Source organism: Streptomyces sp. GL_140 (genome assembly GCF_057834465.1).
The window spans coordinates 6112801-6137283 of the sequence record NZ_CM174404.1 but is presented as its reverse complement, the minus strand read 5'-3'; the positions used below and the strand labels follow the sequence as shown (position 1 = coordinate 6137283).

Sequence of the window (24483 nt, the reverse complement as noted above, 5' to 3'; positions counted from 1 at the left end):
CCCCGATCCGCGCGCGCAACAAGGAGACCCGCATGACCAACCGGTTCGAGTTCACCGACGAGGACGGCGACCGCCTCACCTGCCGCCCCATGCTCGGCATCCCCGCCATCCTCCTGAAGACCAGCCCGAACGGTGTGGTCATCCCCCTGGCTCGGCTGGAGGAGCTCGTGAACGGCGAGCGCGACATGGCCCGCCAGGCCGGCGGACAGACGCCGGAGCCGCACGACGAAGCGCTCTGCGGGCACTGCGATGTCCCGAGGGCCAGCCACCACCACCCGTGGACCAGCACCAGTGACGTGATCGCCAACGACCCGCAGAGCGCTGCCGAGCAGCTGGCCGCCGCGTTCACCGTCGCCGAGCGGCAGTTCCTCACCTTCGCCCTCGACCTCGCCTCCGACCACATGGCCGACCGGGGCGACGAGTTCAGCGACGAGGACGAGGCCGCGCTCGACCGGTTCCGCGCCATGGCGGTTGGGGAGGCCGGAGCATGAGCCAGCAGCAGCCCCCCGCCCTGCCCGACTTCCTCGTCGGCTACCTCGCCCAGCAGGACGCCTACCGCTTCACCGCGGTGAACCAGATGCTGCGCGGCTTCACCGAGCGCGAGGTGCTGCTCATCAAGGAGGCCGCCGTCATGGGCTGGGTCCAGGGCCGCATGCACGCGGAGCAGAAGGTACCGGGAGACCGCCAAATCCTGTTCACCGTGGCCGACGGGTGCCGGGCCCACGCCGACCTGTACCCGACGATCACCGGCTGGACCCCGAGCGTCGACGAGGACGACGGGGAGGAGCCGTGAGCGGCTGGGCGGTGGTTGGCCTCGCGCTCGGCGGCTGGTTCGTCCTCGCTGTCGCCCTGGGTCTGCTTCTGGGCTACGCCATCCGCCGCAACACCCGAACCCCCAACCGCGCCGTACGAGGCCCGCACGCGACCACGTGGGGCCGCCAGAAGACCAGGAGCCGACGATGACCGAGCTCACCACCCCCTTCGACAGTGCCCTCGACCGCGTGAACGAAGCCACCACCAACCTCACTCGGCTCACCACCACCCTCGGTAAGCCCCGCAACCTCACGACCAGCGAAGCCCTCGCGGCTGTCCAAGCCCAGGGAACTCTTGCGGTGGCCTCCGCCCTGCTCGCCCTCGTCGAGACCCTGCGGAGCCAGCCGTGACCGAACAGCCCGTCCGGCACACCGCCGACACGATCACCGACACGGCACTCGACGAGCTGTACGCCGAACGGGAGCGCTACCGGCTGGCGTGGACCAGTGCCCGCAGCCGGGCCGGCGGTGCCCGCATCGCATGGCGCTGCTGGTTCCGGCTCGCAGAGAAGCGCCGCACCCGCGCCGAGCAGGCCGAAGCCGCCATCGCCCGCGTCCGAGAAGTGCTCGCACCGCGTAGCTGGCCGTACGCCGAGGTCCGCGCTCGTGACCTCCGTAGAGCCCTGGACGGCCCGCCAACGAGCCCTGAGACGCCACCGAAGCACCTTGCGAAGGGAACGAACGCCGAGGACTGCCCGGCCTGCGAAGGCACCAACCCCGACTACCCATTCCTCTGCCCCGGACCGGAGACCCCGTGAGCCTCGACATCACCGTCGTCATTTGCGTGACCCTGATCATCCTTGCCCTGATCGGCGCCAAGAACCGGAAGGGCGAGTAGCCGTGGCCCGCTCAATCGGCATGGCCGCCGACGCCACCGTCTTCCGCGCCGTCATCACCATCACGAATCGCGACGGCACCGAGGACACCAAGCACGAGGGCCCGTACGGCTCCATCGGCGCCGCCCGAGCCCGCGTCACCTTCTGGACGAACTACCTCACCGAGCTGGACGAGGAGACGTTCAAGCCCACCGGCAAGAGCCGCGCACACGGCTACGTCGAAGAGGGTTCCGTCGCCTGGAAGCCCGCCTGAGACATGCGTGAGGGGCGCATCCACCGTCCGCCACAGACCGGATGCGCCCCCAGGTGATCCCACCGTACCCCCGCCCAGCCACGGGAGCACCGATGCACACCACCAGCCCCGCCACAGAAGCCCTCATCACCATCGCCACCCTGTGGCCGCACCTCGACGACGCCCTCGACCAGCACGGCGCCGCAACCTGGCCGCCCGCCGGCCGCATGAGCACGTACCTCGCCAGCCTCGACCAGGCCGACCGCGAGGAAGCCGCCGCTCTCCGCGCGCTGGAGCGCAGCCCGGAGCAGGTCGGCGAGACCCGGGCGCCGCTGTCCATCCGGGTGCTGGACACCGCACGCCTCGTCGAGACCACGCTCATCCACTGCGCCGACACCCTCGCCCCGCAAATCACCCGGCCCGCGCTCAGCCACGCCCCGGCGGACTGGCGGGCCCGCGGCTGGTCACCGGTCGACCGGGCGCTCCGCAACCAGTGCGCCGACGACGAGCAGGCCGACCCGCGACGCTGGCGCTACGTTGGGCTCCGGACCGCCGAGTATGCCGCCGGGTGGCTGCACGCCCGCGTGAGCGACGAGGAGGGGCCGTTCCGACCGCTCACCGCCGCGCAGCTACTCCACGTCGAGCAGGTCGCCGCGGGCTGTGCCGAGCGCATCAAGTCCGCCCTCGACCTCACCGCGCGCACGGTCCCGGCGGCCCGGCCATGCCCGAGCTGCTTCGGCGAGGTGACCGTCCTGGCCGGCGGCGGCCGGGACCCCGAAGCGCGCTGCGCGGGCGCCTGCGGCCGGGTGTGGACCCTCGCCAACACCATGGCGGCGTAGGGGGCCGACGAGGCAGAGTGACGCCATGACGACGCACGCGTATTTCAGAGGCGGGTTCCGCGACGGCCACACCGAGCCGCTCAACACCGACGACGAGGTCCGGACGATCGTCTACGGGCGGAGCGACGGGACTGCTGTGGCGTACATCAATGTTCAGGAGACCAAGCTCATCGACGGCGTCCCACACGCCGTGTACGAGCTGCGCACCCGCTGAACGGGCGGCTCCGGGGTCCGCACTCCGGGGCCGCGTAGGTCACGGCAGGTCAGTAGGCGGCGGCTCGTACTCGGCCTCGTAGACGTGCGGGCCGTCGCCCTGCCACTCGATCAGCGTCGAATCCGCGAAGACCAGCTGATCGGGGTCCGGGAGCTCAGCCCTGCGCAGGAACTCCACCAGGTCCGCATCCGAGTGCGCGACGCCGAGGACCATATCGATGCCCTGCACGCGGATCGTCACCCGCCGGCCACCCGACGCAGCGATCCGGTGTACGACGATCGGCGCATGCTCCATCCGTCCAGCCTGCCGCCGGACAGATCTAAGCGCATCCGGACAGCAGAGAGCCCCGTTCCCGTCGCCGGGAACGGGGCTGATCACTTTCGCGGAGCCTCGAAAGTGACAAGCGTTTTCACTTTGGCGGCATCCGCAAAGTGATCACTCGGCGGCCTGCTTCGGCCGGTGCGACCCTGACCCGGAGTAGCCGCGGAACACGTCCTGCACGGTGCTCAGCTTGCATCCGAGCCGGTCGGCGATCTGCCGGTACGAGAGGCCGTTGCCGTCATCCCACAGCCGGATGATCAGCTCGCGGCGTTCGGCCGACCACACCTTGTTGCGCAGCACCTGCGCGGCCATGATCCGATTCTGCGCCCGCACGCGCGCCTCAGGGTCGGTGATGCGCTCGACCTCATCCAGGGCTTCCGTCACCCGCTGCACCTCCTCGTCGCTCACTCCAGCCCCTTCGTTCGGGCAGGCCGCTTGCCATCACTGTAGGGGCCCCCTACAGTCGTGAGCAAGCAGTCCACACACTGCTCAACAAGTCGGCCCCGGCCGGAGTTCGCACCTCCGCCGGGGCCGGCCATCCACCTGCACGAACAGGGGACAGCCATGACACACCGTACCCAGCTCAGCCAGGCCGAAGAAGCCCTCCGCCAGGCGACCCGCGACGAGACCGTCAAGGACACCGACGCCCTCTCGGACCTCATCACCGCCGTTGCCGACCGGCTCAGGCAGGAGCACCCGACCAACCCGGCCACCATCGTCGACCTCGACGACCTCGCCGCCGAAGTCACCTGGGTCCACGTCAAGCACCGCTCGTACCGCGGCCACATTGACCGCGCCCGGCACGGACTCCTCCACCGACTCGTGTTCGGGGCCCTGCTCATGCCGCGCCCCACCGAGACCCGCGGCGAGCTCGCACTTCGCCTCCTCGACTTTGCCGGGGCCGGCCGATGACCAGCCCGACCGAGGTCGCCACCCGGCGTGCCACCGTGCGCCGCCTGGCGCAGACTGGCGCATCCTCCCGGCGCATCGCCGACGAGCTCGGCGTCTCCAAGGACACCGTGCTCCGCGACCTGCGCCAGACCGAAGCAGCACCAGCCACCCACCGCGAGCGCCTGGCGCAGCGCGTGGCGCAGTCCGCCGCAGCCGTGCGCCACCTCAGCGCCGCAGTTCAGGACGTTGTCGACGCCCGCCCGGCGTACACGCTCACCGACGATGCGACAGCGGCGCACTGGGCTGGCGCACTCCGCGCCGCCGCGGCGCAGCTCCTGGCGCAAGCCGACGCGTTCGCCGACTGCTACCCGAGCGTCACCCTGGCCGACCGCGCACCCCGGAGTACCCCGTGATCACCCCAACCCTCGGCGGCGTCCTCTTCGGCATGATCTTCCTCGTCTGGGAAATCGCCCGCTGGTACCCCGGCATCAAAGCCCTCCGTGCCGACCCGGTACGCCACGCTGGCGACCTGCTCCCCTTCATCCTCTGCTGGGGCATCGGCGCTCTCAGCGTCATGGTCGTGGGCGGCATCGTCGGGTTCCTCGGCGACATCGCCCTGTGGGGCATGAACACCTTCGGCGACGGCATCCTCATCTTCGGCGTCGGCGCCAAGACCGGCACCGCACCCGGCACCGCTGCCGCACCCCTCACCGAGGGCGGCCTGTTCATGACCGCCCTCGTCCTCGTCGCGTTCATCGCCCGCCGCAACTTCGGCGCCACCGGCTCCAAATGGCGCGGCTGGCTCTCCGGAATCGGCCTCGCGCTGACCGGCAGCATTGCCCGGTATGCCGCGATCCCCCTGGCTTCCGCCGCGAACCTGTCCGGCATCTGGCTTACGGGGATGATCCGGTGAACGCTACCGAGCCGTCCACCGCTGACGAGGAGCACGCGGGCGGGCGGGTCGCGGGCGGCTGCGTCCTCGCGGTCGCCCTCGGCGGCGCCGGAGCGGTGGCCTACGCGGTCCCGGACGTCGCCTACTTCGTGACCGGGCTCCTGACGGCCGCCGGGTACCGCATGGCCCGCTCCTGGGCCGCCGGGCGCCGCACGGAAGCGAATGCGGAGCCGGTCGACATTGTGCCCGCGCTTCAGGGCCTGGCCGCGAACGGCGGCCACGTTCTTCTGACCCGGCTCCAAGAGGCCGCCGGACTGCCCGACACCAAGGCCGTGCGTGCCCTCCTCAGCGAGGCGGGAGTCCGCGTGCGGGCCGGGGTCCGCGCGGGCGGCCGCAATGGGCCTGGCGTCCATCACGACGATGTGCCGCCCCTTCCCGCACGCGAGAGTGGCGCCCCTTCCGGCGGTTGTTTGTGCAGTTCAGGGACCAACACCAACGCCAACAACGGCCCGCCGGAGGGGGCCCGAGCGGGGTTGCGTGTAGAGGCCATCGGCCAGGCCGGAGCCGTCGTCCGAGTCCCCTCCGAGTCTCGCACGTACAAGGTCGGGGGGTGAGCCACATGGACTACTGCGCAGACTGCGGATGGTGGACCAAGCCCGGCTGCGGGCACTGATGAAGTCCAAGCCCTCACCGGAGCAACGATGATGGACGGCATGAGCGAGCCGCACAGTCCCATGTACCGCCACAACCTCCGCTTCGAGAATCACAGCAAGGTCGTCGACTGGGAGCCAGGGTCCATGTGGGCCGAGCAGGTACCGACAGACGAGACCACGGTTACATGCGCGTGCGGCCTCAACACCGGAGCGGTCCCGAGCAACGAGGCACGCCTCGTCTACGAGGAGCACCGCAACCTGATCCGCGACGAGATCGCCGCCGGGACCATCGACTGAATCGAGCCACGCACGAGGGGTGTTGTACCGGCCATCCCGGGCGTAGCGTGAGCCCCACACCGCCGAGGGGGCCATCCTCGGAGAGCCCCGACCGTGCGCTGACACGGTCGGGGCTCTTCTGCACCTAGTTGCAAAACCGGCGCCCGTGCCCCATCCTGGCCTCACGTCCGGCGTGCCTGGACATCGAAGCCCCGCCACCGCGCGGGGCTTTCGCGCGTTACAGACCGGTCACACGCCAGACGCCCCCACACCCCCAGTGCAACGATGCGGCTCCACCACCGCACCAGGGGGCATCATGGGCTTCATCAACAACGCCAAGGGCGAGACCGCCGCCAAGGCAGCTGCCGCTGCATACACCGCTGGCCGCCAGGTCTTCGCCTTCAAAATCATCGAAGCGAACACGAACAGCCGCAGTACGGGCCCCATGATCGGCGTGGCTGAGCAGATCGAAGGCATCGAAAGCCAGGGCTGGCACCTCACCAACATGGCTGGCGCCGAAGGCAAGGCCCTGGGCAGCGAGCGCACCGCGCTCCTCTGCCTCTTCCGCCGCCGCCAGTAGACCCCCACGCCCAGCACACCCGGAGCCCCGCCAATACACGCGGGGCCTTCGTGCGTCACAGGTCAGTCACAGCCACCACACAGACGCCTGTACCCGGACACAGTGACGCGATGCGCACACACCACAGCATCACCATCCTCGCCGCAGCCGGCGTCCTCGCCCTCACCGCGTGCAACCCGCAGGCCACCAGCACCGGCCGGCCCGCACCCAGCAGCCCGCCGGCCGCCGCACCAACCCCCGCGAGCAGCACGCCTGCGGCGCCCAAGGCCTCAGCCCCCGCGCCCGCTCAGGGCACTGTGCCCAACGCGGTCGGTCAAGTCCTCCAGGCTGCCCAGGACAACGCGCAGGCCGTGGGCTTCTACCTCCTCGGCTCCACTGACGCCCTCGGCCAGAGTCGCCACCAAGTCCTCGACCGCAACTGGAAAGTCTGCTCCCAGACGCCCGCCGCCGGCACGATGACGGCCACGAGTACGAAGCTCGTGTTCCACACGGTCAAGCTCGAAGAGACCTGCCCCTGAGATGAACCGGAGGTGGTGACCGTGGCCGCGATGGGCGACAACCAGTACAACGGCGCCAGGGTCACCACCGAGGAACTCGACGAGCTCCGCCGCCTCCACGCGCAGGGCCTCGGCCGGAACGAGATCGGCCGCGCCATGGGCCGCAGCCAGCGCACCATCAGCGTCTACGCCGCCCGCCTCGGCCTGGCCTTCGACCGTACCGCCACCGAGGAAGCCACCCGAGCCCGCAAAGCGGACCTGGAAGAGAAGCGAGTCATCCTCGCCGAAGCCCTCACCGACGACGCGCTCGCCCTGTCCGCGCAGGTGTGGGAGCCGACGACAATCCACTCCTTCGGCGGCAAGGACCACACGTACAACAGCCGGGACATCCCCGAGCCGCTCGCCGCGGACAAGCGGTCGCTGATGGCCGCCGCCGCAGCCGCCGCCGCGCAGTCCGTACGCCTCGTCCCGCCGGCCGAAGACTCCGGGGCCGCTGACGCCCGCTCGATGCTCGGCAAGCTGTTCCAGGGCCTGGCTGAGGCGGTGAAGGAGGACCAGGGCAGCGAGGAGGCCGAAGGTGAGTCTCCTTGACGCCCTGCCCCTGTCCCGCAAACAGATCCTGTCCATCGTCCAGGCCGATGCCCGCATCAACTTGTGGGAGGGCTCGGTCCGGTCCGGGAAGACCATCGCGTCGCTGCTCCGCTGGCTGATCTACGTTGCCGACGCACCGACCGGCGGCGAGCTCGTCGTGGTCGGCCGGACCCGCGACTCCCTGTACCGCAACATCATCGGCCCGCTGATGAACAGCGACCTGTTCGGCGAGCTCGCGCAGCAGGTCAAGTACACCAACGGCGCACCCATCGCCTACATCCTCGGCCGGGCCGTCCACGTCATCGGCGCCAACGACGCCAAGGCCGAACCCAAGGTCCGCGGTATGACCTGCGCCGGCGCCTACGTCGATGAGCTGACCACCCTCCCGAAGGCGTTCTTCGACCAGCTCGTCGCCCGCTGCTCCGTCCCTGGCGCGCAGATCTTCGCGACGACCAACCCGGACAACCCGGGGCACTGGGTGAAGCGGGACTACCTGAAGCGGGCCGCCGAGACCCGGCTGTCGTCGTGGCACTTCGTCCTCGATGACAACCCGTTCCTCGACCCCGCCTACGTCGCCGCGCTCAAGTCGACCTACACCGGCCTGTTCTACCGGCGGAACATCCTCGGGCACTGGGTGCAGGCCGAGGGCGCGATCTACGACGCGTTCGACGAGCAGCGCCACGTTGTCGCAGAGGTCCCGCACATCGCCCGCTGGCTGTGCGACGCCATCGACTACGGCACGACGAACCCCTACTCCGATCTCCTGATCGGCCTCGGCGTCGACAACCGGCTGTACGTCGTGTCCGAGTACCGGTGGGACTCCCGGGCCCAGCGCCGCAAGAAGACCGACAGCGAGTACAGCCGGGCACGCCGTGCCTGGCTCCAGGGCGTGCCCCATCCGCAGACCAACGTCCTCGGCGTCCAGCCGGAGTGGACGATCGTCGACCCGTCCGCCGCCTCCTACATCGAGCAGCTTCACCGAGACGGCGTGTCCGGCGTCATGCCAGCCGACAACACCGTCCTCGACGGAATCCGGACGGTCGGCTCCCTCATCGCCGGGGACCGGCTGCGGATCCACACCTCCGCGCGCGGGTTGATCGAGGAGATCCCCGGCTACTCGTGGGACGACGAAGCCGCCGAGAAGGGCGAGGACAAGCCCATCAAGCTCGACGATCACAGCTGCGATGCGTTGCGGTACGGCGTCCGTACGACCGAGGCCCTGTGGCGGCCGCACATTCCGACTCTGCTGGAGGTGGCCGCGTGACCGTCGACCAGGCGATCAGCAACGCCGTCCGGATCCTCCAGGCTGCCGAGACCGAAACGAATCTGGCCCTCATGGAGCGCCTCGACCAACTCGCATGCTCGTGGCTGTCCATCGCCAACCTGCTGATGGAACGGGAGCGTGCCTGATGCCCCTACCCACCGCAGATCAGGCCTGGCCGCCCACAGACTCGCGCGTGCAGACCGCGATGGCCGACTGGGACGCCTGGTTCTCCGCCGACCCCGACCGGCTGGAGCAGCGCTACGAAGGCCGCGGCTACCGCAGTGGGGACCGTCCGGCGCAGTTCGCCACGGGCGTTCGGGGGCGCCTCGCCCGATGGTTCTGGGGCAACCCGACCACCGCCGGACAGAAGCGCACCAAGCTCCACGTGCCGCTCGCCGGGGACATCGCCCGGACCTCCTCCGAGCTGCTGTTCTCCGAACCCCCCAAGCTGACCAGCGCGAGCACGGCCACGCAGGACCGCCTCGACGAGCTCGTCGAGAAGGGATTGCACCCCACCCTGCTGGAGGCCGGCGAGCTCGGCGCGGCCCTCGGCGGCGTGTACCTGCGCATCGTGTGGGACGAAGACGTCGCCGACCGACCGTGGATCGCTCCCGTGGCCGCAGACTGCGCGGTCCCCGAGTTCACGTACGGGCGGCTGCGCGCCGTCACCTTCTGGACGCTCCTCGCCTCCGACGACCCCAACGACCGCAGGGTCTGGCGGCACCTGGAGCGCCACGAGCGCGGTGTCATCTACCACGGACTGTACGAGGGCGGTACAGGCAGCCTCGGCCACCCCGTCCCCCTCGAAGACCACCCCGCGACGGCCCCGCTCGCCAACATGGTTGACGCCGAGGGCGGCATCGAAACCGGCGCCCCCGACCACCTCACCGCCGCCTACATCCCCAACGTCCGCCCCGCGCGAGCCTGGCGACACATCCCGTCCGCCGCCTACTGGGGCCAGTCCGACTTTCAGGGCATCGAGGGCATCCTTGACGCCCTGGACGAGACGTACTCCTCGTGGATGCGGGACGTCCGGCACGGCAAGAGCCGCATCGTTGTTGCCAACGCCCTGCTCCAGTCCGCCGGGCCCGGCCAGGGCGCCACGTGGGACGAGGACCAAGAGATCTACTCCGGGCTGAACATGCTCCCGAGGGCGGGCGACCCCAACCCGATTACGCCCGTCCAGTTCCAGATCCGGGTAACTGAGCACCGCGACACCTGCGCCGAACTCGTCGAGCAGGCCGTACGCCAGGCCGGCTACTCCGCCTCGACGTTCGGGGCGACCGGTGACGCGGCTGCGGTCACCGCAACGGAGATCCGGGCCCGGGAACGCCGCAGCATGGCCACCCGCGCCCGCAAAGCCTTGTACTGGAAACCCGCGGTCGCCGACATCACGGCCGCGCTCCTCGCCGTCGAGGCTGGGCCGCTGTTCGGTGTCGCCGGGCTCGACCTGGAACCCCCGGACGTCGAGTTCCAGGACTCCATCAGCGACAGCCCTGGCGAGATCGCCGCAGCCGCCGAGCTGCTGCGCCGGGCCGAGGCCGCGTCCACGGACACCCTCGTCCGCATGATCCACCCCGACTGGGACGACGACCAGGTCAAGGCCGAGGTCAAAAAAATCCAGGGCGAGGCCGGACGGGTCGTTGCAGACCCGGCCATGACCGGTGCGGAAGGGGGAGGCCATGCCGGTTTCCCCAGCCCTGGCGGAGGACCTGGCCCACAGGGTCCGTGAGCTGTACGCCGCAGCCGAGGGTGTGCTCCTGGAGCGTCTCGCCGCCGCGCTGGAGGCGGACATCGACTCCCCACGGTGGGCCGAACTCAAGCTCGCCTCGATCGGCAACCTGCGAAACGCCGTCGAGGAGATCTCGGCCGCACTTCAGGACGACACCACGGGCGCGGTTGCCGAAGCCCTGATTACGGCCTACAACCGGGGTCGGCAAGCCGCTGTGGTCGAGCTCGGAGCGCTGGATATCGGTCGGGAGCTCGCCGCCCGGCGGGCCCTGCCCAATGCGCCGGCCGTCGACCGGCTCGCCGCCTCGTACGCGCAGGACACCCGCCCGCTCTACCAACGGATCACCCGGTCCGTCGTCGACACCTACCGGTCGATTGTGGCCCGGGTGTCCGGAGCCCAACTGCTTACCGGCATCACCCGCCGAGACGCCTCACAACGGGCCCTCGACCAGTTCGCGGCCCGCGGCATCACCGGCTTCACCGACTCGTCCGGCCGCAACTGGGACATGGCCTCGTACGCGGAGATGGCCGTCCGATCCGTCACGGCGCGCGCCGCGATCGAAGGCCATATCGACTCGCTCGCCGAGATCCGAATCGGGCTCGTCATCGTCTCGGACGCGCCGCTCGAATGCCCGCTCTGCCGGCCCTGGGAAGGCGAAATCCTCACCCTCGGCGCCGAGTCCGGGCCCCACACGGTTCGGGCGCAGCATGAGCTGCACGACGACGGCCGCACGATCGCCGTTCACGTCGCCGGGTCACTGATCGAGGCCCGCGCCGCTGGCCTCTTTCACCCGAATTGCAGGCACTCACTTGGCGCCTACCTGCCCGGGGTGACCACCCGACCGCCGCACCATGCGACGCCGGGCACCACCTACGAGGACACCCAACGGCAGCGGGAGATCGAGCGGCACATCCGCTCCTGGAAACGCCGGGCCGCTGCCTCGATGGACGAGCAGGCCCGCCGCAAGGCTCAGGCCAAGATCCGCGACTGGCAGAAGGCCGCGCGCGAGCACGTCGCCGCGCACGACGACATCCGCCGCAAGCCCGCGCGCGAGCAGATCAGGGCCGCCCGCTAGTCCTCGACCTCGCCGTCCTCGGCACTCGCCTCGAAGAGCGCGGCTTCAACGTCGAGCCATTCGTCGGTAGTGACCTCGCTGCCCTCCGCAGCCTCAACGACGGCACGGCTGGCAAGGGCCATCAGGGCCCTAACCACTCCGTCCTTGTCCTCCGACATTTCCCAGAGGGCCGCTTCACCGCTGGTGTCCTCGCGAAGGAACGCCTTCACCAGCCCCACAGCGGTCCGGAACGCTTCCTCGAACTCAGCTTCGTCTGTCATGTGCGGACGATATCCAGCACCGCTTACGGCCGCACGGCCGGGGCAAACCCGCATGGGAGCACACATGATCACCCCTTTCAGGCACACCCTCGCCACGCACCCGGCAGGCGCGATCCTCGGCTACCGCATGGACGGCCGACCGATCCACGTCATCGCGGGTGGCAGCGACGAGGGCGCCGGCGCCGCAGGTGGCACCCCGCCCGCCGGTGACCCCGGCACCCCGCCCGCAACGCCCCCGGCCACACCTCCGGCCGCCCCCGCCCCCGGCGGTGACGACACGGACTGGAAGGCCGAGGCCCGCAAGTGGGAGAAGTGGGCCAAAGAGAACAAGGGCGCCCGCGAAGAGCTGGACGCCCTGAAGGCTGCCAGCCAGACCGAGCAGGAGAAGGCCGTCACCGCGGCGGAGAAGTCCGGCCGCACGGCAGCCGCCGCCGAGTACGCCACCAAGCTCGCCGCCGCTGAGTTCCGGGCCGCCACCGCGGCCGCCGGGCTCGACCTCGGTGAGGCCTCCGAGCTCATCGACACCTCGCGGTTCGTTGCGGACGGCGAGGTCGACACCGACGCCATCAAGGCCGCGGTGAAGAAGCTCGCCAAGCTCGCCCCCCGCAGCCCCGGCCGGTCCGGCGCGGACCACGGGGCCGGCGGCGAGACCCCCGCGTCCCTCGACAAGCAGATCGCCGAGGCGACCGCACGGCGGGACTTTGCGACCGCCATCCGACTCAAGCGGCAACGCGCCGCGACCACATGACCTGAGGAGACACCATGGCCGGGATCACCGGGATGGGTACGACCTTCAACCTTCCCAACTACGCCGGCGAGCTGTTCGCGCTCACCCCGGATGACACCCCGCTGCTGTCCGCGATCGGCGGTCTGACCGGCGGTGGCATGACCACGGCCGTGGAGTTCGAATGGCAGACCTCCGACCTCCGCGACCCGGCTCAGCGGGTCCAGGTCGAAGGCGCGACCGCGCCGACCGCTGAGGAGCGGGTCCGCGCGAACGTACGCAACCTGGCCCAGATCCACCAGTCGAAGGTGTCCGTCAGCTACACCAAGCAGGCCGCGTTCGGGCAGCTCGCCACCCCTGGCAGCGCCCCGTTCCGGTCCGTGGACGGCGACAACCCGATCTCCACCGAGCTGGACTGGCAGATCGCGCAGGAGCTCAAGTCCATCGCCCTGGACGTGAACTTCTCGTTCATCAACGGGCGCTACAGCAATCCGACGACCAACGCGACCGCCCGCAAGACCCGCGGTCTGCTGGAGGCCATCACCACCAACCGGATCGCGCGGGCCACCGTCGTAACCGGCGCCACCTCGGCCACCGACACCGTCACCGCGACGGCGCACGGCATGTCCGACGGCGACAAGATCGTGTTCGTCATCACCGACGCCATGACCAACGTCGTCGCCGGCCGCGTCTACTACGTCGTCTCCAGCGCGACGAACACCTTCAAGGTCGCGACCACGTCCGGCGGCGCCGCGCTGACCCTGGGCACCGCCACGGGCATCTCGTACAACAAGCCCTGGGCAACGACCCTCACGTCCGACCACGTGTCGGACCTGATCCAGCTCGCCTACGACAACGGCGGCATGTCCGAGCAGGCCACCGCGACGCTCCTGTGCAACAGCATCCAGAAGCGCGCCATCACCAAGGCGTACTCCTCGGCGTACGGTCAGTACACGGAGACGTCCCGCACCGTCGGCGGCGTCAACGTCCAGACCATCGTCTCGGACTTCGGCACGCTGAACCTGATGATGGACCGGCACGTCCCGCAGGACACCATCCTCGCCGTGTCCCTGGAGCAGCTCGCCCCCGTCTTCCTCAACGTCCCCGGCAAGGGCGTCATGTTCGAGGAAGAGCTCGCCAAGACCGGCGCGTCCACTGACGTACAGCTGTACGGCGAGATCGGCCTCAAGTACGGGGCCGAGCGCGCCCACGGCGTCATGACCGGCCTGAAGGTCTGACGTGGCCATCTACGAACGACGCTCCGGCGACCACATCGCCGAGAGTGTTCAGCCGGTCCCCGGTTCGGACGCGGAAGCCGCCTACGCGGCCCTCGCCGACGACCCGGCGTCCGGCTGGCGTGTGGTCGAGGAGACCAAACCCAAGCGCACGTCCAAGGCCCAGAAGGAGGAGGGCTGATGGCCCTGACCACCACAGTCGGCGTGACCGTCGACGGGATCTACACCAAGGCTGGGGACCTGTCCACGGCCTCCGACAGCATGTCGAAGCGGTACGGCGCCTATCTGGCGAGCGGCACCGGCGCCGGAAAGGCGGACCTCCGCTTTGCGGACACGCGCACGCTCACCGCGTCCGCGACGGAGGACATCGACCTCGCGGGCAGCCTCGTGGACATCTACGGGGCGACGCTGACGTTCGCCAAGGTCAAGGCGATCATCATCTCCGCGGCGGCCGGGAACACCAACAACGTGATCGTCGGCGCGGGCACCAACCCGTGGATCACTGCCCTGAACGCCACCGGCACGCTCACCCTGCGGCCGGGCGCCTGCGTGGCGCTGTTCGCGGGCGCGGCGGATGCCACGACCTACGCGGTCACGGCGGCCACCGGCGACGTCCTGAAGGTCACCAACTCGGCGGGCTCCACGTCCGTGACGTACGACATCGTGATCATCGGCTCCAGCGCGTAGGAGGTGGCCCATGGCCCGTATCTACGCCACCGCCGAGCAGTACGAGACGTACACGGGGGCGGACGCCCCTGCGGACATCGACTCCCGGCTTGCTCGCGCGAGCCAGATGCTCGACGCGCAGGTGTTCCGGCTCTGCGCATACGCCGTCGGCGACACCGGCCTCCCCACGGACACCGTGGTCGCAGCCGCATTCGCCGACGCAGTGTGCGCGCAGGCCCAATGGGGCGTCGAGGTCGGCGACACCGTCGGGGCGGCCGGAGTGGGCTACGGCTCGGCGCAGATCGGCTCGGTCAACCTCGGCCGGTCCGTCACGGCCGTGTCCGGCGACGACTCCCCGGCCCGGCAGATCGCCCCCGCAGTGTGGGACGCGCTCCGGGCCCCGGACCTCACCCCGGACCGGATCCAGCTCGGGGCGGTGGCCTGGTGAGCACCATCCCCGGCTGGCTCCTCCGCTACACGATCACCATCGAGGCGTACACCGGCGAATCGGCGTACGGACCCCAGTACGCGGCCCCCGTCACCGCGCGGGCCTACGTCGAGGAGACGACCCGCACGGCCCGGACCAAGGACGGCGAGGAGATCACCTCGACGGCCACGAGGGTCTGGTTGTTTCCCACCCAAGCCTGCCCGCCCGAGTCGCGGGTGACGCTGCCTTCTGGGCGGGTCGCCTCGGTCATCACCTCCACCCTCTACGCGGGCGCCGGCCTGCCGACTCCGGACCACCGGGAGGTGACCTGCACGTGAGCCAGTACGCGCGCATGAGCTGGCAGGGCGGCCGCCTCGGAGCGTCCCGGCGGGGGCAGGCGGCGGCCGAGGAGGGTCTCCAGAAGGCCTTGGAGCATCTCCTCTTTGAGTCGCGGAAGCTGGTCCCGCTGGACGAGGGCACACTTGAGCGCAGTGGGCGCGTGACCCGCGACGGCCTCAACGGAGCCGTCACGTACGACACCGTGTACGCCCGGATCCAGCACGAGAACCTGGACTACAAGCACCTGCCGGGCCGCATGGCGAAATATTTGGAAATCCCGCTCAACAGGGATAAGGACGTCATGCTCCGGCTGATGGCGGTCCCCCTGCGGAGGTGGCTGCGTGGCTAGCCTCCTCGACGGTCTGGCCCGCCATCTGGCCGCTCAGGGCCTCGGCGTCTACGACGAGACCGGCGTCACCGGCAGCATTTTCCTCGAAGCCAAGCCGTCCACCCCGGACGTCTGCATCGTCCTAACCATCTACGACGACGGCGCCGAGGCCGACAGCCAACTCGGCTACGACGAGGTACCCGTGCAGGTCAAGGTTCGTGGCACTACCGACCCGCGCGTAAGCCGTGACCTCTGCCAGGACATCCGCTCAGAGCTCCACGGCCTTGGCGAAACCACCCTGCCCGACGGCACGTACTTGCTCCTCTCCCGCGCGAACCAGGCCGTGGCTGGTCTCGGCACGGACGAAAACCGGCGCCACGAGCACGTCTGCAACTGCCGGATGCGTGTTCGCAGCGTGACCGCGCACCGCGTCTGACCCCACCCCCCTTTCCTTCAGCCCGTACGGCACTGCCGGCGGGCTCCTCGCCATGCCCGGAGGAGACACAGCCATGGCAGTGAACACGTACAACGCGCGCGACGCGCGTTTTCAAATCGAGGACTACAACGCACCCGGCACGTGGGTGGATATCGCGATCGGTGCGATCAACACGTGGACCAAGAGCGAGGAGGAGGAGACCACCGACGTCACCACCTTCGGGTCCCTGGGCCAGTCCGAGTCGTACAAGATGCAGATCGGGAAGAGCGTGCAGCTGGAAGGGTTCCGGCTGCGGGACCCGGTGACTTTCGCCCTCGACCCTGGTCAGACCATCGTCGAGGGCATGAACGAGCGACTGGGTCCGGACTCGCTGACCGGCTTCCGGTACGCGCACAAGGACGACACGTCCTGGGTGGTGTTCACCAAGGCCCGCATCACGCTCGGCGACCAGGGTGGCGGCAACAACGACGAAGTGTCGTGGTCAGCGACATTCACGAGGTCCGGCCCGAGCACCACGGCGGTCAAGTCGTGACGGCCCCTCGCGCCACCAAGGCGCAGTCCTGGGAGGACTTCAAGGCCGAGGCCTTCGGGGCCCGCACCGAGATCATCGAGGGCGTCACCGTCCCGGTCCCCTCGGACATCCCGCTCAACTTCGCCGCCCTGTTCTCCACGCTCGGCGCCGAGTCGGAGATCTCCGACTTCGGTGACGCCGTCGGCCTGCTCTACGGCGAGGGCGTGTTCGAGCAGTGGGTCGAAAACGGCATGGGCGCCATCGGCCTGCTCACCGCCCTGATGTGGGGCTACATGCAGGGCAACGGCAAGACCGACGTCGAGTTCGGCGACGCATTCCAGCTCGTCACCAGCGACGACCCGGGAAAAGCAGCGGCCGCGCTCGTCGGGAACCGAGCCGCACGGCGATCGCAGTCCAAAACCACTGGTGGGCGATCGTCGCGGACTTCCGCCGCGAGTACGGGATCCCCGCGGGCGCGATCCCGCACCTAGGCGAGCGCGAGTTCTGGCACCTCGTCTGCGGTCTCTCCCCGGAAGCCATGTTCAGGCGGGTCGCGGCCGACGACCTCTCGGTCATCGATGACGACGCCCTGATCCGCGCTGCCCTTCGCAGCTGACCACGAAGGGCGGCACCCCATGGCCATGACCGTCGGTGAACTCGTCGGCTACGTCCGCGCGGACTCCTCCGACTGGACCCGCGGCCTCGCCCGCGCGGAACTTGCCGCCCAGGGATTCACCGTTGACGCGGCCGGCCGCCTGCGCAACCTTGCGGGGCACTTCGTTGCCGAAGCCTCCGTGATGAACCAGGCCCTGGGGACTGTCGAAGAGGGCCTGGAGGACGTCTCCACGCAGACCTCGGAGACTGCGGCGGTCGTCGAGGTCGAGACCCGCACCATGGCCATGCGCTTCCGGGCGCTGGCGCGCGCCGCCGACGATCTGGGAACCTCGCTCGGGGCGCGTCTCGGCCGGGCCGTGAGCAGCCTGCGCAACATCAACATCGACACCGACCGGCTCGGCTCCATGGCGGGTCGCATCAGTGGCGTCGCGATGTCCTTCGCGAAGGTCGGCGCCGCGATTGGCGCGGCCGGGCCGCTGGTGGCCGGGCTGGCCGCGACGGTGGTCCAGATCGCCCCGGCGGCTCTGGTCGCCGTGTCCGGGCTTGTGGCTCTCAAGCTGGCGACGGGCGCGCTCAAGCTGGGCATGGTGGGTGTGGGCGACGCGGTCAAGGCCGCGATGGACCCTTCGGACCCGCAGGCCTTCGAGGAGGCCATCAAGAACCTCGCACCGTCTGCCCGTGCTTTCGCGCGCGAGGTCCGCACCCTCCAGCCCCAGCTGAAGAGCATTCAGCAGACCGTGCAGCAGGAAATGTTCCGCGACCTGGACACGGTCCTCCGCGACCTGGGCAAGACCACCCTGCCGATCCTCAAGTCCCAGCTCAAAGAGACCGGCATCACCCTCAACTTCATGGCCAAGGGCGTCGGTGACGCGGCCATCGAAATGAGCCGCAACGGCACCCTCGGCAAAGCCCTCTCGGGGGCAAACGAAGGCCTCGCCAACCTGTCGCAGGCCCCCGGGCTCGTGGTCCGGGCCCTGGGCCAGGTCGCTGCAGCAGCCGCGCCCAGCTTCGCCCGGCTCACCGAAGCCGCGGGCGCCGGCCTGAACACCCTCTCCGGCCGCCTGGACAAGGCGTTCGCGTCGAACAAGATGCAGCAGGCCATCGAGGACGCGATCACCGTCTTCAAGCAGCTCTTCGACGTCGTCGGCAACGTCGGCTCGATTGTGGGGTCCGTCTTCTCTGCCGCCCGTACCACCGGCGGCGACTTCCTCGGCGTCCTCACCCAGATCACCGGGGCGATCGCGGAGGCCTTCGCCAGCCCCGCCGTGCAGGGCGCTCTCCAGGCGATCTACGGGACGATGGCGGTGCTCGCCCAAACCGTTGGCCCGCTCCTCATCACCGCGCTCAAGGCCATCGCCCCGGTGTTCACGGCGCTCGGTCCGCCCGTCCAGCGGCTCATCGAGATCCTCGGGGCCGCCCTCGGCCCGATCATCGCCGCACTCGGCCCCGTCCTGGAGGCCGCCGCGGAGGCTGTCGGCGCGCTCCTCGACGCGGTCGGCCCCCTGATCCCGGTGTTCGCGAGCCTGATCGTGGGGCTCCTGCCTGCGCTGACACCGATCCTCAAACTGGTCGCGAACGTCTTCAAAATGCTGGCCCCGCTGGTCGCGCAGCTCGCGGGTGTCCTGATGTCCGCGCTGACGCCGATCCTGGCCGCTCTGATCCCGGTCCTGGAACCGATCCTCGACGCGTTCATGACGCTCACCGAGGCCATCCTGCCGATCCTGTCGGCGCTGATCAGCGCACTCGCCCCGGTCATCACGCAGCTCGCCGGGATCTTCGCGCAGTTGATGGTGGCGCTGGCTCCGGTCATCGCACAGCTGGTGCTGCTGGTCGCGAAAGTCCTGACCGACATGACACCAATGCTGATCACCGTCATTGGCTGGATCGGCAAACTCGCCGAAATGTTCGCTGGTGAGCTCGGCCGGGTCATCAACACCGTGGTCCTGCCCGCCATCGAAGCCATCGTGGCGCTCCTCAAGGGCGACTTCAGCGGAGCGTGGGACGCCGCGAAGAGCATGCTGAGTGGCGTCCTCGACTTCTTCGTCCGAGCGTTCATTGAGCTCCCCGGCCGCGCTGGCTCGGCGCTCGCCGGACTCGCGGGCGCACTGTGGGACCGCGTCCAGGAGGCTGGCGGCCGGATGATGGACTCGGTCCGGCAGAAGAAGAACGAGTTCGTGGACTGGATCCGTGGGATCCCCAGCGCCGCCCAGAACGCCCTTGGTGACCTCGGCAGCATCCTGTGGAACGCGGGCGCCCGCCTGATCAGCGGGTTCATCGAAGGCATCCGGTCGAAGATCGGATCCATCAGGTCCACGCTCAGTGGCATTACAGGCATGTTGCCCGATTGGAAAGGGCCGGCTGATGTCGATGCCCGGATCCTTACCCCCGCCGGCCGCAGCATCATCGAGGGGTTCCAGCGGGGCATCACCGCGCAGACTCCGGCGCTTCAGCAGCAGCTCGGCGGCCTCACGGGCGCCCTGCCGGGGATGGCCCTCGGCCCAGCGGGCGCGGGCGGCCTTCAGGGAGGTGGGGGGCAGCCTCGCACGATCATCGAGTTCGAAGGACCAGAGGCCTTCAAGGCCCTGATCCGCCGCATTGTCCAGGTTGATGGGCGCGGGTCCGTCCAGACCGCTTTCGGCTAGGAGGCCCGCATGTCAGTACCCGACGCCCGCGTCGAGCTCCAGATCGCCGGCACGTGGACGGACGTCACCAACGATGCCCTCCACGCGGGCGCAATCCGGTACAGCTGGGGCCGTCGCGGGGAAGGGTCCCAAACGGACCCTGCGGCAGCCTCGTTCGCACTCCGCAACCCTGACGGCAAGTACAGCTCCCGGAACCCGGGCAGCCCGTATTTCGGGCAGTTGGGCCGCAACACGCCCGTGCGCCTTACGCACGGTGGCGGAACCGTGGGGCTTGTCATCCCGAGTGGGGTCCGAGGAGGCGCGACCACTCCCGACGCGGCAACCCTCGACATCGTGGGCGACATCGACGTCCGTGCCGATCTCACTCCAGCCCATTGGGCAGGAGCGAGCAGCGCCAACAGCTTTGGCGTCCTGGGCAAGTACAACACCACCGCGAATCAGCGCTCATGGCTGCTGTGGCTCCACGAGGACGGGGTGGCCGAGTTCCGGTGGTCCACCGACGGGACCACTACCGCCAACGCCACCTCTAGCCAGCCCGTACCGTTCGGCCCCGGCGAGCGCGGAGCCCTCCGGGCCACGTTGGACGTCAACAACGGAAGCGGCGGCTACACCGTCGTTTTCTACACCGCGCCCACCATGGCAGACCCCTGGGTACAGCTCGGCACCAGCACCGTCACCACCGCCGGCACCACATCAATCTTCAACTCGACCGCTGTTGTGGAAGTGGGGGACATCGCCACCTCCACGCTTGCGGCCACCTCCCGCCAGTACCACTCCATCGAGATCCGCAACGGGATCGGCGGATCTGCTGTCGCCAACCCGGTGTTCAGCGCGCAGGCCAGCGGCACCACTACGTTTGCTGACCCAGCCGGACGAACATGGACCGTCGGAAACGGCGCGGAAATCACCTCCCGCCGTATCCGCGCCGTCCTGGAGGCATCCTCATGGACACCACAGTGGGGTGCGGGCGGCCACGACGTCACCACCCCCGTTGAGGCGGCCGGCATCCTGCGGCGCCTCGGCCAAGGCGCGAAAGCCCTGGCCTCGCCACTGCGGCGCAGGATCCCCACGGTAGGGGCTCCGGTCGCCTACTGGCCGCTGGAGGACGGCCGGTCTGCCCTCCAGGCCTACTCGCCACTGCCGGCCGTGTCACCGCTGGCCGTATCCGGATTCGAGTTCGCCGCAGACAACACACTCCTCGGATCCGCGCCGCTTCCCCGCATCACGGCATCTGCCAGCATGCTCGGCGTGGTCCCGGCCCACACCGCTACGGGACAGTGGCTCGTTGCTTGTGTCTTCTACTGGGCGACCCCGCCCGCCTCGCCCACCGTCCTCATGGACTTCGCGACCACGGGAACTGCCGCTCGCGTCGTCCTCACCGTCGACAACGGCAGCCTCTCCCTCGACGGATATTCCAGCACCGGCGCGAGCTTGTTCAGCGTGCCTTCGGTAACCACTGGTTTCGGATTCCATGGCGCCTGGACCCGTCTGGAGATCAACGCCGAGCAGACGGGCGGGAACACCCGGTACCGGATCGGCTGGGTCGACGTGTCGGGGGGCGGCTTCGGAAACGACACCACCATCGCCGCGACCGCAGGAACCGTGACCACGATCGGCACCTCGTTCGGCGCGCTCGCGGCCGACGTGCGCCTCGGCCACCTCGGAGTGTTCGCCAGCTCGAACACATCCGTCTACGACCGTGCCGATGACGGCTGGTTCGGCGAAACCGCAGCCGCCCGATTCCGCAGGCTGGCCACCGAGGAGAACGTGCCAGCCATTGCCGGGACCGCCCCGACCCAAATGGGCCCCCAACGCTCTGAAACCCTCCTAACCCTGCTCGGCGAATGCGAGACCTCGGATGGCGGGATCCTGTACGAGGACCGGGAACGGGCGGGCCTTATCTACCGGGGCCGCACCACCTTGTACAGCCAGACCCCGAGGCTGACCATCCCCTACGCGCAGCTCGCGCCGCCGCTGAAACCGGTCGACGATGACCGGCACCTTCGCAACGACCGCACCGTGAGCCGCGTTGGCGGCTCGTCCGCGCGGGCCGTCCTGACAAGCGGTTCCCTGTCGACTGCGGCCCCGCCGTCAGGTGTCGGCACCTATGACGACTCCCAGACCATGAGTTTGGCCTCTGACGGCCAGTGCGAGGACATTGCCCACTGGCTGCTACATCGAGGCACCTGGGATGAGGCCCGGTATCCGAGCGTGCGGATCTACCTGCACAAATTCCCAACACTCATCCCGGCGGTGGCCGCGCTCCAGCCGGGCGACATCATCCGCATCACCGGTCTGCCTGCGTGGCTTCCACCTGGCCCTCTCGATCTGATGGTCGAGGGCGGCGACGAAGAGCTGAAGACGTTCGAGTGGACAGTCACGCTGGCATGCTCGCCGGCGGGCCCGTGGACCGTGGCCGTGGTCGACGACCTCGTCACCGGCCGGGCCGACACCGACGGCTCGACCCTCGCCTCGGGCGTCACGTCGACCGCGACGTCCCTGTCGGTTGCAACCGTGGGCGCACCGCTGTGGTCCACCTCGGGCGCCGAGCTCCCTGTCGACATCGAGGTCGGCGGCGAGGTCATGCGGGTGACCGCGATCTCGGGCGCGGCCAGCCCGCAGACGTTCACCGTGACCCGCTCGATCAACTCGATCGTCAAGGCGCAGTCCGCCAGCGCGGACGTTCGCCTCGACCAGGCCCCAATCATCAGCTACTGAGGAGGCGCCATGGCGTACACAGGATGGGTCGCCGGACTCCGGACCACCGCAGCCCGCCTCAACGCGATCAGCGCAATCTGGACGCCGTACACGCCCACCTGGACGTCCTCGACCGGCGCCGCGGTCTCTCTCGGCAATGGCACTCTCGACGGCGAGTACGCGCTGGACGGCGGCCTCTGCCACGTCAGGGCCTCGCTGGTGGGCGGGAGCACTACAACGTGGGGTGGCGGCCAGTTCAGGTTCGCGCTGCCCTTCGCGTGTGCTTCGCTGGCCAGCTCCAGCATGTCGTACGTCGGTAGCGCCCTGGCCCTCGACCCCGGCGGCGCCTACTACCCGGGGGTCTCGCGCGTCCTGTCCGGCGACAGCTTCGCCATGGCCCTGTCGTCGACCGCCGCGAGCGGCGCGACGCCGGGCGAGTGGAACGCCACTCGACCCTTCACCTGGGGCAACACGGACAACTTGTCCATCTGCCTCGTGTACAAGCCTGCGTAGCCACCCCGCCACCCACCGCCCCGAGCCTGATGGCCCGGGGCTTTTGTCATGTCTTGGAGGTGTCATGGCCTGGTACCCAGGCGCCGAGAAAATGGAGCTCCAACCGGAGTCCGATTCCCAGCCCGCAATTCGACCGACGCAGTTCATCATGCACTCCGTCGCAGCCCCGTGGGACGAGAATCGGATCTACGCCTACTGGCGCGATTCGACGAACCTCGAAAGTCACTTCGGCCTCGACTACGACGGCTCACTCGGCCAGTACATCGGCACCCAGACCAGGGCTGATGCCAACTACCGAGCCAACCTTCGGCCGGACGGCACCGGCGCGGTATCGATCGAGACTGCCTCGAACGACGACGCCACCGACCCGTGGACACCGGAGCAGGTCGAGCAGCTGATCCGGCTCGGCGTGTGGCTCCACCAGGAACACGGCCTCCCGCTGCGGGTGTGCCAGACCGCCGACGACCCCGGATACGGCCACCACCGGCTGCACACGGCATGGGCCGTGTCCGGCACGGACTGCCCCGGCGACGCCCGCGTGCAGCAGTTCAAAAAGATCGTCTTCCCGGGCATCGTCGCCCGCGCGACCGGCGCCCCCGACCCGTCCCAGGAGGACGACATGGCAACCCCGAACGAGCTCTGGTCCTACAAGGGCACCGGCGAACCCATCGACGCGTACGGCTACCTGGTCACCGCGAGCAAGCGGGTGGCCGTCCTGTCCGACCAGGTGGCCGCGCTGACCACGAAGGTCGCCGCGTTGGAGACCACGGGCCTCACCCCGGAGCAGGTCGCCGCCATCGCCAACGCCGTCGCGGACGTTCAGGCCGCACGCCTCACCAACTAGGAGACCTCCATGACCAGCCCGTTCCCGCCCGTCGATTCCATCCTCAAGACCGGCGCCACGTACGCCAAGGACGTCGCCGAGCGCACCATCTGGACGTTCGCCGCAGCCACCGGCGGCCTCCTCGTCGCGTCCGGTCCGGCCGATATGCTCCACGGCTCCTTCTGGCAGTCCGTTGGCACGGCCGGCATCGTCGCCGCGGGCACCTTCGTCAAGGGGCTCCTGGCCCGGCTGGTCGGTGACCCGAACAGCGCGTCGACCGCCAAGGGGGTCTAGTGACCACCCCCGATCCGGGCGTCTACATCAGCTCCGCACAGATGTATGGGGAGGTGAGGGGGCTGACGCAGACCGTAGGGCGGATCGAGTCCAAGCTCGACGGCATCCTCGACGACACGAAAGACCTCCGCCGTGACTTCGCGGATCACGAGACGCGGATTCGCACCCTGGAGCGGTCCCGCTGGCCCCTGCCCACCCTTGGCGTCCTCGCCGGGGTCGGCGGAGCCGTGACCGGGGCACTCGCCCTCTTGGCCCGGTAGGAGGACAC

At 69.5% G+C, this 24483-nt stretch carries 39 protein-coding genes; 36 read left to right on the top strand and 3 right to left on the bottom strand.

Annotated elements, in window-relative coordinates:
• Positions 1–32 precede the first annotated feature (32 nt).
• The 8 genes from AC3IYJ_RS28845 (at position 33) to AC3IYJ_RS28810 (ending at position 2933) form a co-directional block, all read left to right on the top strand.
• Positions 33–491 (top strand): hypothetical protein, encoded by a 459-nt coding sequence (locus AC3IYJ_RS28845; protein WP_489397507.1) that lies wholly within the window; start codon positions 33–35, stop codon positions 489–491.
• Complete coding sequence (locus AC3IYJ_RS28840; protein WP_489397506.1) at positions 488–793, top strand: hypothetical protein; 306 nt, start codon at positions 488–490, stop codon at positions 791–793. The genes AC3IYJ_RS28845 and AC3IYJ_RS28840 overlap by 4 nt, the downstream gene beginning before the upstream one ends.
• A complete protein-coding gene (locus tag AC3IYJ_RS28835; protein WP_489397505.1) occupies positions 790–963 on the top strand; it encodes a hypothetical protein in 174 nt (57 codons plus the stop codon). The genes AC3IYJ_RS28840 and AC3IYJ_RS28835 overlap by 4 nt, the downstream gene beginning before the upstream one ends.
• The gene (locus AC3IYJ_RS28830) at positions 960–1163 is read left to right on the top strand and encodes a hypothetical protein (RefSeq protein WP_489397504.1); all 204 of its coding nucleotides are present in this window, start codon (positions 960–962) and stop codon (positions 1161–1163) included. The genes AC3IYJ_RS28835 and AC3IYJ_RS28830 overlap by 4 nt, the downstream gene beginning before the upstream one ends.
• The gene (locus AC3IYJ_RS28825) at positions 1160–1570 is read left to right on the top strand and encodes a hypothetical protein (RefSeq protein WP_489397503.1); all 411 of its coding nucleotides are present in this window, start codon (positions 1160–1162) and stop codon (positions 1568–1570) included. Before AC3IYJ_RS28830 ends, AC3IYJ_RS28825 begins: the two co-directional genes overlap by 4 nt.
• Positions 1571–1652: 82 nt before the next feature.
• Positions 1653–1901: a hypothetical protein gene (locus tag AC3IYJ_RS28820; protein ID WP_489397502.1), complete on the top strand. Its 249-nt coding sequence runs from the start codon at positions 1653–1655 to the stop codon at positions 1899–1901.
• A gap of 92 nt (positions 1902–1993) precedes the next feature.
• Entirely contained in the window at positions 1994–2719 is a 726-nt protein-coding gene (locus AC3IYJ_RS28815) for a hypothetical protein (RefSeq protein ID WP_489397501.1), read from the top strand.
• Positions 2720–2744: 25 nt separating this feature from the next.
• A complete protein-coding gene (locus AC3IYJ_RS28810; protein ID WP_489397500.1) occupies positions 2745–2933 on the top strand; it encodes a hypothetical protein in 189 nt (62 codons plus the stop codon).
• Between the two features lie 39 nt (positions 2934–2972).
• Here AC3IYJ_RS28810 and AC3IYJ_RS28805 read toward each other — a convergent pair whose 3' ends face one another.
• Positions 2973–3227, bottom strand: coding sequence for a hypothetical protein (locus tag AC3IYJ_RS28805; protein WP_489397499.1), 255 nt, complete (start codon positions 3225–3227; stop codon positions 2973–2975).
• A 141-nt stretch (positions 3228–3368) separates the two neighbouring features.
• A complete protein-coding gene (locus AC3IYJ_RS28800; RefSeq protein ID WP_489397498.1) occupies positions 3369–3662 on the bottom strand; it encodes a helix-turn-helix domain-containing protein in 294 nt (97 codons plus the stop codon).
• Between the two features lie 156 nt (positions 3663–3818).
• On the opposite strand from AC3IYJ_RS28800, the gene AC3IYJ_RS28795 reads away from it, so the two are divergent.
• The 12 genes from AC3IYJ_RS28795 to AC3IYJ_RS28740 all read left to right on the top strand — a co-directional run bounded on the left by AC3IYJ_RS28795 (position 3819) and on the right by AC3IYJ_RS28740 (position 11705).
• A complete protein-coding gene (locus AC3IYJ_RS28795) occupies positions 3819–4166 on the top strand; it encodes a hypothetical protein (protein ID WP_489397497.1) in 348 nt (115 codons plus the stop codon).
• Entirely contained in the window at positions 4163–4558 is a 396-nt protein-coding gene (locus AC3IYJ_RS28790) for a hypothetical protein (protein WP_489397496.1), read from the top strand. Before AC3IYJ_RS28795 ends, AC3IYJ_RS28790 begins: the two co-directional genes overlap by 4 nt.
• Complete coding sequence (locus tag AC3IYJ_RS28785; RefSeq protein WP_489397495.1) at positions 4555–5058, top strand: hypothetical protein; 504 nt, start codon at positions 4555–4557, stop codon at positions 5056–5058. Before AC3IYJ_RS28790 ends, AC3IYJ_RS28785 begins: the two co-directional genes overlap by 4 nt.
• Positions 5055–5651, top strand: coding sequence for a hypothetical protein (locus AC3IYJ_RS28780; RefSeq protein WP_489397494.1), 597 nt, complete (start codon positions 5055–5057; stop codon positions 5649–5651). The genes AC3IYJ_RS28785 and AC3IYJ_RS28780 overlap by 4 nt, the downstream gene beginning before the upstream one ends.
• 99 nt (positions 5652–5750) lie before the next feature.
• A complete protein-coding gene (locus AC3IYJ_RS28775; RefSeq protein WP_489397493.1) occupies positions 5751–5987 on the top strand; it encodes a hypothetical protein in 237 nt (78 codons plus the stop codon).
• 295 nt (positions 5988–6282) lie between these two features.
• Positions 6283–6546 (top strand): hypothetical protein, encoded by a 264-nt coding sequence (locus AC3IYJ_RS28770; protein WP_489397492.1) that lies wholly within the window; start codon positions 6283–6285, stop codon positions 6544–6546.
• A 110-nt stretch (positions 6547–6656) separates the two neighbouring features.
• Positions 6657–7064 (top strand): hypothetical protein, encoded by a 408-nt coding sequence (locus AC3IYJ_RS28765; RefSeq protein ID WP_489397491.1) that lies wholly within the window; start codon positions 6657–6659, stop codon positions 7062–7064.
• A 30-nt stretch (positions 7065–7094) separates the two neighbouring features.
• Entirely contained in the window at positions 7095–7634 is a 540-nt protein-coding gene (locus AC3IYJ_RS28760; protein ID WP_489402958.1) for a hypothetical protein, read from the top strand.
• Positions 7621–8898, top strand: coding sequence for a PBSX family phage terminase large subunit (locus tag AC3IYJ_RS28755; RefSeq protein WP_489397490.1), 1278 nt, complete (start codon positions 7621–7623; stop codon positions 8896–8898). The genes AC3IYJ_RS28760 and AC3IYJ_RS28755 overlap by 14 nt, the downstream gene beginning before the upstream one ends.
• A complete protein-coding gene (locus AC3IYJ_RS28750; RefSeq protein ID WP_489397489.1) occupies positions 8895–9044 on the top strand; it encodes a hypothetical protein in 150 nt (49 codons plus the stop codon). The genes AC3IYJ_RS28755 and AC3IYJ_RS28750 overlap by 4 nt, the downstream gene beginning before the upstream one ends.
• Positions 9044–10630, top strand: a complete 1587-nt coding sequence (locus tag AC3IYJ_RS28745) for a phage portal protein (protein WP_489397488.1) — start codon at positions 9044–9046, stop codon at positions 10628–10630. Before AC3IYJ_RS28750 ends, AC3IYJ_RS28745 begins: the two co-directional genes overlap by 1 nt.
• Complete coding sequence (locus AC3IYJ_RS28740) at positions 10581–11705, top strand: phage minor capsid protein (protein ID WP_489397487.1); 1125 nt, start codon at positions 10581–10583, stop codon at positions 11703–11705. The genes AC3IYJ_RS28745 and AC3IYJ_RS28740 overlap by 50 nt, the downstream gene beginning before the upstream one ends.
• Here the strand turns inward: AC3IYJ_RS28740 and AC3IYJ_RS28735 are convergent.
• Complete coding sequence (locus AC3IYJ_RS28735; RefSeq protein WP_489397486.1) at positions 11702–11965, bottom strand: hypothetical protein; 264 nt, start codon at positions 11963–11965, stop codon at positions 11702–11704. The two genes, AC3IYJ_RS28740 and AC3IYJ_RS28735, sit on opposite strands and share 4 nt — an antisense overlap.
• A gap of 64 nt (positions 11966–12029) precedes the next feature.
• Here AC3IYJ_RS28735 and AC3IYJ_RS28730 point away from each other — a divergent pair, with 64 nt between their 5' ends.
• The 16 genes from AC3IYJ_RS28730 (at position 12030) to AC3IYJ_RS28655 (ending at position 24475) form a co-directional block, all read left to right on the top strand.
• Positions 12030–12713, top strand: coding sequence for a hypothetical protein (locus tag AC3IYJ_RS28730; protein ID WP_489397485.1), 684 nt, complete (start codon positions 12030–12032; stop codon positions 12711–12713).
• A 14-nt stretch (positions 12714–12727) separates the two neighbouring features.
• The gene (locus AC3IYJ_RS28725; protein WP_489397484.1) at positions 12728–13927 is read left to right on the top strand and encodes an SU10 major capsid protein; all 1200 of its coding nucleotides are present in this window, start codon (positions 12728–12730) and stop codon (positions 13925–13927) included.
• A 1-nt stretch (position 13928) separates the two neighbouring features.
• Positions 13929–14105: a hypothetical protein gene (locus AC3IYJ_RS28720; RefSeq protein WP_489397483.1), complete on the top strand. Its 177-nt coding sequence runs from the start codon at positions 13929–13931 to the stop codon at positions 14103–14105.
• Positions 14105–14611, top strand: coding sequence for a hypothetical protein (locus AC3IYJ_RS28715; RefSeq protein WP_489397482.1), 507 nt, complete (start codon positions 14105–14107; stop codon positions 14609–14611). The genes AC3IYJ_RS28720 and AC3IYJ_RS28715 overlap by 1 nt, the downstream gene beginning before the upstream one ends.
• Before the next feature lie 10 nt (positions 14612–14621).
• Positions 14622–15038, top strand: a complete 417-nt coding sequence (locus AC3IYJ_RS28710; protein WP_489397481.1) for a hypothetical protein — start codon at positions 14622–14624, stop codon at positions 15036–15038.
• Positions 15035–15355 (top strand): hypothetical protein, encoded by a 321-nt coding sequence (locus AC3IYJ_RS28705; RefSeq protein WP_489397480.1) that lies wholly within the window; start codon positions 15035–15037, stop codon positions 15353–15355. Before AC3IYJ_RS28710 ends, AC3IYJ_RS28705 begins: the two co-directional genes overlap by 4 nt.
• Positions 15352–15705: a hypothetical protein gene (locus tag AC3IYJ_RS28700; protein WP_489397479.1), complete on the top strand. Its 354-nt coding sequence runs from the start codon at positions 15352–15354 to the stop codon at positions 15703–15705. Before AC3IYJ_RS28705 ends, AC3IYJ_RS28700 begins: the two co-directional genes overlap by 4 nt.
• On the top strand, positions 15698–16120 hold the full coding sequence (locus AC3IYJ_RS28695; protein ID WP_489397478.1) for a minor capsid protein: 423 nt from the start codon (positions 15698–15700) through the stop codon (positions 16118–16120). Before AC3IYJ_RS28700 ends, AC3IYJ_RS28695 begins: the two co-directional genes overlap by 8 nt.
• Positions 16121–16193: 73 nt before the next feature.
• Positions 16194–16652, top strand: a complete 459-nt coding sequence (locus AC3IYJ_RS28690) for a phage tail tube protein (protein WP_489397477.1) — start codon at positions 16194–16196, stop codon at positions 16650–16652.
• The gene (locus AC3IYJ_RS28685; RefSeq protein WP_489397476.1) at positions 16649–17122 is read left to right on the top strand and encodes a hypothetical protein; all 474 of its coding nucleotides are present in this window, start codon (positions 16649–16651) and stop codon (positions 17120–17122) included. The genes AC3IYJ_RS28690 and AC3IYJ_RS28685 overlap by 4 nt, the downstream gene beginning before the upstream one ends.
• A gap of 144 nt (positions 17123–17266) precedes the next feature.
• On the top strand, positions 17267–19888 hold the full coding sequence (locus AC3IYJ_RS28680) for a phage tail protein (RefSeq protein WP_489397475.1): 2622 nt from the start codon (positions 17267–17269) through the stop codon (positions 19886–19888).
• 9 nt (positions 19889–19897) lie between these two features.
• A complete protein-coding gene (locus AC3IYJ_RS28675; RefSeq protein ID WP_489397474.1) occupies positions 19898–22606 on the top strand; it encodes a hypothetical protein in 2709 nt (902 codons plus the stop codon).
• A 9-nt stretch (positions 22607–22615) separates the two neighbouring features.
• Complete coding sequence (locus tag AC3IYJ_RS28670) at positions 22616–23098, top strand: hypothetical protein (RefSeq protein WP_489397473.1); 483 nt, start codon at positions 22616–22618, stop codon at positions 23096–23098.
• 64 nt (positions 23099–23162) lie between these two features.
• Entirely contained in the window at positions 23163–23942 is a 780-nt protein-coding gene (locus AC3IYJ_RS28665; RefSeq protein ID WP_489397472.1) for a peptidoglycan recognition protein family protein, read from the top strand.
• Between the two features lie 9 nt (positions 23943–23951).
• A complete protein-coding gene (locus AC3IYJ_RS28660; RefSeq protein ID WP_489397471.1) occupies positions 23952–24215 on the top strand; it encodes a hypothetical protein in 264 nt (87 codons plus the stop codon).
• Positions 24215–24475 (top strand): hypothetical protein, encoded by a 261-nt coding sequence (locus AC3IYJ_RS28655; protein ID WP_489397470.1) that lies wholly within the window; start codon positions 24215–24217, stop codon positions 24473–24475. Before AC3IYJ_RS28660 ends, AC3IYJ_RS28655 begins: the two co-directional genes overlap by 1 nt.
• The last annotated feature ends 8 nt before the right edge of the window (positions 24476–24483 follow it).

Bases quoted from the DNA above. Each gene is read 5' to 3' on its own strand.
- AC3IYJ_RS28660 (WP_489397471.1), top strand. From the start codon at position 23,952: ATGACCAGCCCGTTCCCGCCCGTCGATTCCATCCTCAAGACCGGCGCC.
- AC3IYJ_RS28675 (WP_489397474.1), top strand. From the start codon at position 19,898: ATGTCAGTACCCGACGCCCGCGTCGAGCTCCAGATCGCCGGCACGTGG.
- AC3IYJ_RS28805 (WP_489397499.1), bottom strand. From the start codon at position 3,227: ATGGAGCATGCGCCGATCGTCGTACACCGGATCGCTGCGTCGGGTGGC.
- AC3IYJ_RS28795 (WP_489397497.1), top strand. From the start codon at position 3,819: ATGACACACCGTACCCAGCTCAGCCAGGCCGAAGAAGCCCTCCGCCAG.
- AC3IYJ_RS28740 (WP_489397487.1), top strand. From the start codon at position 10,581: ATGCCGGTTTCCCCAGCCCTGGCGGAGGACCTGGCCCACAGGGTCCGT.
- AC3IYJ_RS28680 (WP_489397475.1), top strand. From the start codon at position 17,267: ATGGCCATGACCGTCGGTGAACTCGTCGGCTACGTCCGCGCGGACTCC.
- AC3IYJ_RS28745 (WP_489397488.1), top strand. From the start codon at position 9,044: ATGCCCCTACCCACCGCAGATCAGGCCTGGCCGCCCACAGACTCGCGC.
- AC3IYJ_RS28725 (WP_489397484.1), top strand. From the start codon at position 12,728: ATGGCCGGGATCACCGGGATGGGTACGACCTTCAACCTTCCCAACTAC.
- AC3IYJ_RS28715 (WP_489397482.1), top strand. From the start codon at position 14,105: ATGGCCCTGACCACCACAGTCGGCGTGACCGTCGACGGGATCTACACC.
- AC3IYJ_RS28760 (WP_489402958.1), top strand. From the start codon at position 7,095: ATGGGCGACAACCAGTACAACGGCGCCAGGGTCACCACCGAGGAACTC.
- AC3IYJ_RS28665 (WP_489397472.1), top strand. From the start codon at position 23,163: ATGGCCTGGTACCCAGGCGCCGAGAAAATGGAGCTCCAACCGGAGTCC.
- AC3IYJ_RS28810 (WP_489397500.1), top strand. From the start codon at position 2,745: ATGACGACGCACGCGTATTTCAGAGGCGGGTTCCGCGACGGCCACACC.
- AC3IYJ_RS28735 (WP_489397486.1), bottom strand. From the start codon at position 11,965: ATGACAGACGAAGCTGAGTTCGAGGAAGCGTTCCGGACCGCTGTGGGG.
- AC3IYJ_RS28670 (WP_489397473.1), top strand. From the start codon at position 22,616: ATGGCGTACACAGGATGGGTCGCCGGACTCCGGACCACCGCAGCCCGC.
- AC3IYJ_RS28690 (WP_489397477.1), top strand. From the start codon at position 16,194: ATGGCAGTGAACACGTACAACGCGCGCGACGCGCGTTTTCAAATCGAG.
- AC3IYJ_RS28770 (WP_489397492.1), top strand. From the start codon at position 6,283: ATGGGCTTCATCAACAACGCCAAGGGCGAGACCGCCGCCAAGGCAGCT.
- AC3IYJ_RS28730 (WP_489397485.1), top strand. From the start codon at position 12,030: ATGATCACCCCTTTCAGGCACACCCTCGCCACGCACCCGGCAGGCGCG.
- AC3IYJ_RS28830 (WP_489397504.1), top strand. From the start codon at position 960: ATGACCGAGCTCACCACCCCCTTCGACAGTGCCCTCGACCGCGTGAAC.
- AC3IYJ_RS28790 (WP_489397496.1), top strand. From the start codon at position 4,163: ATGACCAGCCCGACCGAGGTCGCCACCCGGCGTGCCACCGTGCGCCGC.
- AC3IYJ_RS28765 (WP_489397491.1), top strand. From the start codon at position 6,657: ATGCGCACACACCACAGCATCACCATCCTCGCCGCAGCCGGCGTCCTC.
- AC3IYJ_RS28840 (WP_489397506.1), top strand. From the start codon at position 488: ATGAGCCAGCAGCAGCCCCCCGCCCTGCCCGACTTCCTCGTCGGCTAC.
- AC3IYJ_RS28815 (WP_489397501.1), top strand. From the start codon at position 1,994: ATGCACACCACCAGCCCCGCCACAGAAGCCCTCATCACCATCGCCACC.
- AC3IYJ_RS28775 (WP_489397493.1), top strand. From the start codon at position 5,751: ATGAGCGAGCCGCACAGTCCCATGTACCGCCACAACCTCCGCTTCGAG.
- AC3IYJ_RS28710 (WP_489397481.1), top strand. From the start codon at position 14,622: ATGGCCCGTATCTACGCCACCGCCGAGCAGTACGAGACGTACACGGGG.
- AC3IYJ_RS28845 (WP_489397507.1), top strand. From the start codon at position 33: ATGACCAACCGGTTCGAGTTCACCGACGAGGACGGCGACCGCCTCACC.